A 3,102-nucleotide genomic window follows, 5' to 3' on the forward strand; every position below is an offset into this window, starting at 1 on the left:
CCGTACCGCCAGGCCCGCACGGCGAGGTCCAGCTCGGCGCGCCGCCGGCCGGAGCCCTCGGCGAGCCGCGCCAGGAGCGTCTCGTCGGCGGCCGACACCGCCAGCCGTACGGCGTCCTGACCCGACGTCAGTTCCGTTTCGGGTGGCTGCTGTTCATGGCCGGCGGCCAGCGCCTCCGACAGCAGCCGCAGGGCCCGCGCCGCCGCGTCGGCGGCCAGGAACTCCACCGCGCGGGCGTCGACCCCGGAGGGCGGCGGTGTGTCGGTGTCGAGCACCGGCGGCTGTCCCGCCTCGGGCGGTGGCGGTGGGGGAGGCGGCAGCGGCGGCAGGATGTCCCGCGCCGCGAAGGCCTCGGCCGCCGGCACCCCCTTCGGCGCCCCCGGCCGTGCGGGGGTGCCGTCGGCGGACTCCCCGGACGCGCCGTCCGGCTCGTCCGTACGGGCCGCCCGCGCAGCACTCCGTACCTGCAACTCGTCCAGCAGCCGCCGCTCGCCCCGGCCCCGCATCAGCAGCAGCACGAACGGGTCCTGGTCCAGCAGCCGCGCCATCTGGTAGCAGAGCGCCGCGGTGTGCGGGCAGTGGTCCCACGCCTCGCAGCCGCACCGCGGCTCCAGATCACCGATGCCGGGGAGGAGTTCGACCCCCGCGCCCGCCGCGTCCTCCACCAGATGCGGCGGCATCTCCCGGTCCAGCAGCGCGGCGATGTGCCCCGCCCGGTCCACCGCCATGTCGAGGAAGCGGTCCCACTCCTCCTCGCTCAGCCGCTGCCACAGCACATCACTGCGCTGCGCCGTGCCGTCCCGGTCCCGTACGACGGCGGTGATCCGGCCCGGCCCGACGGACACCGCCCCGACGGCCCCCTCGCGGGCGTGCCGCCGCCCTTTCTTCAGCTGCTGGCCGTCCAGCGCGGTGTCCTCCAGCGCCTTCAGCCAGGCCAGGCCCCACCAGGACCGGGCGAAGCCACGGCCCTGGGCGGGCGGCAGAGCGGCGAAGACCCGCGCGTCCCCGTCCGTACCGCCGCCGCCGTCACCATCGGCGCCGTCGTACGCGTTCGCGTTCCCGGTCATCGGACACTCCCTCGCAGCTCCACCAGATCCGCCAGTTCGGCGTCGGTCAGTTCGGTCAGCGCGGCCTCACCCGCGCCGAGCACCGAGTCCGCCAGCTTCTGCTTGCGCGCCAGCATCCCGGCGATGCGGTCCTCGATCGTGCCTTCGGTGATCATCCGGTGCACCTGCACGGGCCGGTGCTGCCCGATGCGGTACGCGCGGTCCGTGGCCTGCGCCTCCACGGCGGGGTTCCACCAGCGGTCGTAGTGCACGACGTGTTCCGCCCGGGTGAGGTTGAGCCCGGTGCCCGCCGCCTTCAACGACAGCAGGAACACCGGGACTTCACCGTTCTGGAAGCGGTCGACCATTGCCTCGCGCTCGGGGACCGGTGTGCCGCCGTGCAGGAACTGGGTCGGTGTCCCGCGCGCCGCCAGATGATCCTCCAGCAGCCGTGCCATCTGCACGTACTGCGTGAAGACCAGCACACTCGCGCCCTCCGCGAGGATGGTGTCGAGCAGTTCGTCGAGCAGCTCCAGCTTCCCGGACCGGTTCGCCAGGCGCGGTGCCTTCTCCTTGAGGTACTGCGCCGGGTGGTTGCAGATCTGCTTGAGCCCGGTCAGCAACTTCACCACCAGGCCCCGGCGTTCCATGCCCTGGGCCCCGGCGATCGCCGCGAGGGTCTCCCGTACGACCGCCTCGTACAGTCCCGCCTGCTCCGTGGTGAGGGAGACGGCCCGGTCGGTCTCGGTCTTCGGCGGCAGCTCCGGCACGATGCCGGGATCGGACTTGCGGCGGCGCAGCAGGAACGGGCGGACCAGCGCGGAGAGCCGTTCGGCCGCCGCCGGGTCGCCCCCGCTCTCGACGGCCTGCGCGTAGCGGGTACGGAACGTGCCGAGGCGGCCGAGCAGGCCGGGAGTGGTCCAGTCGAGAATCGCCCACAGCTCGGAGAGGTTGTTCTCCACCGGTGTCCCGGAGAGCGCCACCCGGGCTTTTGCGCGGATGGTCCGCAGCTGTTTGGCGGTGGCGGAGTACGGGTTCTTGACGTGCTGCGCCTCGTCGGCGACCGCCAGACCCCAGCCGGCGTCGGCGAGCCGTGGTGCGTCGAGTCGCATCGTGCCGTAGGTGGTGAGGACGAACTCCCCTTCCCGCAGGCCCTCCAGGTCGCGGGAGGCGCCGTGGAAGCGGCGGACCGGGGTGCCGGGCGCGAACCGCTCCACCTCGCGCTGCCAGTTGCCCATCAGTGAGGCGGGGCAGACCACGAGGGTCGGTCCCGCTGCCGAGGTGTCGGTCTGGCGGTGCAGATGGAGGGCGATGAGGGTGATGGTCTTGCCGAGCCCCATGTCGTCGGCGAGACAGGCACCGAGTCCGAGGGACGTCATGCGGTGGAGCCAGTTGAGGCCGCGCAGTTGGTAGTCCCTGAGGGTCGCGTCGAGCGCGGCGGGCTGGGGGATCTCTTCGCCGGCCCCGGTGGCGGCGGTGGATTCGGGATCGGCGAGCCGGTCGCGCAGCTCGGAGAGCCAGCCCGACGCCGTGACGTCGACCCGGCGTCCGTCGACCTCGGCGGACCCGGTCAGGACGGCGCCGAGCGCGTCGAGCGGGGTGACGTGGCGGTCCCGGCTCTCCCGGGCGCGCCGTGCCTCGGCGGGGTCGATGAGCACCCACCGGTCGCGCAGCCGGACCACCGGGCGTCCTGCCTCGGCGAGTTGGTCGAGTTCGGCGCGGGTGAGCGGCTGATCGCCCAGTGCGAAGCGCCAGTTGAAGGCGAGGAGCGCGTCCGCCGAGAGGAAGGAGGGCAGATCACTGGCGGTCCGCCCCGGGGCGTCGCCGGTGGGGTCCGTACCGCCGGGGCCGTCGAAGTCGCGTGTGATCCCCGCTTCGTTCGCCGCGGGGGCTTGCGACCCGCTCCCCGCCGGTGGCGGGCCGATCACCGCGCGGGCGGTGAGCGTCCGCGCCAACTCCTTGGGCCAGTGCACCTGGACGCCGGTCGCGGCGAGCGCCCCGGACGCCTCGCCGAGCAACTCGCCGATCTCGTCGTCGTCCAGCTCCACGGCGTCCG

At 73.8% G+C, this 3,102-nt stretch carries 2 protein-coding genes; both read right to left on the reverse strand.

Annotation, left to right across the window (positions count from 1 at the left end; genetic code table 11):
• Nucleotides 1-1,067, reverse strand: a 1,067-nt coding sequence (locus tag GT042_RS30305) for an SWF or SNF family helicase (protein WP_237531354.1), incomplete at its 3' end; no start/stop codon positions are given.
• On the reverse strand, nt 1,064-3,102 hold a 2,039-nt coding region (locus GT042_RS30310; protein ID WP_161311893.1), incomplete at its 5' end, for a DEAD/DEAH box helicase. The genes GT042_RS30310 and GT042_RS30305, both read right to left, overlap by 4 nt.

The sequence above is a fragment of the Streptomyces sp. SID3212 genome (genome assembly GCF_009865405.1).
Taxonomy (GTDB): domain Bacteria; phylum Actinomycetota; class Actinomycetes; order Streptomycetales; family Streptomycetaceae; genus Streptomyces.